The sequence below is a fragment of the Candidatus Eisenbacteria bacterium genome, assembly GCA_030017955.1.
Lineage (GTDB): Bacteria > Eisenbacteria > RBG-16-71-46 > JASEGR01 > JASEGR01 > JASEGR01.
In genome coordinates, this window is the sequence record JASEGR010000193.1 from 1 (window position 1) to 2,006 (window position 2,006).

A 2,006-nucleotide genomic window follows, 5' to 3' on the forward strand; every position below is an offset into this window, starting at 1 on the left:
TCATTCCAGGAGCCTTATGCCTCAACCGATTTTACAGGAGAATACGGACTTGACCTCCTATTTCTTCTCCGCATTCCACCAGGTCTTGATGCGGTTGGCCTCGGTCTTGAATTCCTCCTGCGAACGCACGTCCCAATGAGCAACCTCTCTCGGCTTTTCCCCCTTGGCTACTCGGATCACGTCAAGAGCCGCGCGACGATTTTGAGAGTCTTGGTCGTCCAACAGGGGCATCACGTCCTGAACGAGTTTCATGCGAACTTCTGGCGAACACTTGAGTACACTCCAAATGGCCTGCCGCCTTACATCTGCCCATTTTGATTTCAGGAGGTCTTTGATGACTTCAGCATCTTCGTCACTTGCCAACATCCCGAAGACATTAGCCAGACTCAAACTCCCTTCCTTGCGTCCCATCCGAAGCATATCAATAACAGTTCGCTTCACTTTTCGTTGATCGTCGAGCGACAGAAGTCCTTTTTCCTGAAGTCTGCGGAAATAGAATGACACTTCGCTCAGTAATGCCCAGTCATCTCGGTTTAGCTCCGCTTTTTCGCAAAGACTTTTGAGACGCTCAAGTTGTTTCTCACCGGCCCGTGTTCCGATTTCTCGAAATTCCGGAACTCTGTGTAGAGCGTCGAACGCATCACGAGCGACGGACGGATTTGTTGACGTGGCGAGATTCTGGGCCGATTGAAGAAGCGTTTCCCTCGCTTCCTTTGTATGCAGAGTCACAAGCGCCTCAATTGCCACGACCTTTTCAGCGGGAGAAGTCTTCTTCGAGTCCAAGGCCCATGACATGATCCGCAACCCATTGGTTTGACCCAGATAGCAAAGGGATTCCGCCGCCCAAAACATCTCAGCGCTCATCTGAGGTTGATTCGTCATGCTCTCGTCTTCTGGTCTGCGGAGATTGGAGTTCAGATCCCTTGCGATAACCCCAGCGGCATTGCTCGAGGCGATCCCTTTGCTCAAAACCTGAAAAGCGGCAATCCTCTCCAAGGCGTTCGTGGATGTTTCCAGGGATTTCAGGAATCGCTTTTCGATCTCGGAATAGAGATTCGTTCCGAGGATATTCATCGCACATGCCCGCCGTGAATCGGGTGAGCTTTGTTTCCCGAATTCCAAGAGCGGATGGGTCGGATGAGGCCCCAGCGAATCGTCCGACTCGATAGCTCTGACTCGATACAACAGTCCTCTGGCTACGCGGACGGCTTCCATCGGATCAACGGCTGTGCCTTTTTCACCCAACAGTCCTTCGGCTGCAACCACCAGAGAGCCAACACGTCCGGTCGTAGTTTCACGATCAAGGCTTGTCTGCGCCAGAACCGGTTGGGAGCAAAGTAGAAAGGCGCCCGCCAGAGCGAACAAGCCCTTCGTCCAAGTTGTTTCCGTGTTCATGCCTCTATCTCCGCCTCTCTGTCCTTGAAACAATGTCGCATCATTCAGAATCAGAACCAACATTCAAGCAAAGCCACAACGGTCATGCCGCCGAACTGCCCCCCGTTGGTCCATTCGCGCGTCTCGGGATCTTCATATCCTTCAAATGAGCACCATACTTCTCCAAACAACTTCGCCTTGAAAAGCGCATGACCAATATGACCATCGCCTGTCAGCGTGGATGACAGCGAAATTTTCTGCGGATCGAATAACTTCTGCGACCAGCCATAGTTGTTTACGGCTTTGATCCAATCCCCAGGATTGAGATGGGGATGACCGCCTTGATCAACTGAAATGGAGCCGCCCTCGGCTGCGACGGTTAGCTCGGCGTTCCACTTCCATTTCCATGATTCATCAGTAACTTGATCGTGGAGATTCTGCGAACAGATATTCCCGGGAAGTGTTGTCCTCGTGAAATCAGACCAGGCCCCATTTATCTTCTCTTTGACAACATCGGCTACCTTGCCGATGCGTGCGTCGTTGAAATACCTTTGAATGCCATTTGAATCCGTGGCCTGTACGCTTCCCATCTGTTCCTTCACAGCTTCGGCGGCATATTTACCAGGCGCAGC

The 2,006-nt window shown here is 51.9% G+C and carries 2 protein-coding genes; both read right to left on the reverse strand.

Going from position 1 to position 2,006, the window contains the following annotated elements:
* Positions 1-57: 57 nt before the first annotated feature.
* Complete coding sequence (locus QME66_13580; protein MDI6809976.1) at positions 58-1,395, reverse strand: hypothetical protein; 1,338 nt, start codon at positions 1,393-1,395, stop codon at positions 58-60.
* 50 nt (positions 1,396-1,445) lie between these two features.
* A partial coding sequence (locus QME66_13585; protein ID MDI6809977.1) for a hypothetical protein occupies positions 1,446-2,006 on the reverse strand: 561 nt, incomplete at its 5' end.

What these genes read in the sequence shown, in the direction of transcription:
- QME66_13580 (MDI6809976.1), bottom strand. Translation starts at nt 1,395, where the DNA reads ATGAACACGGAAACAACTTGGACGAAGGGCTTGTTCGCTCTGGCGGGC.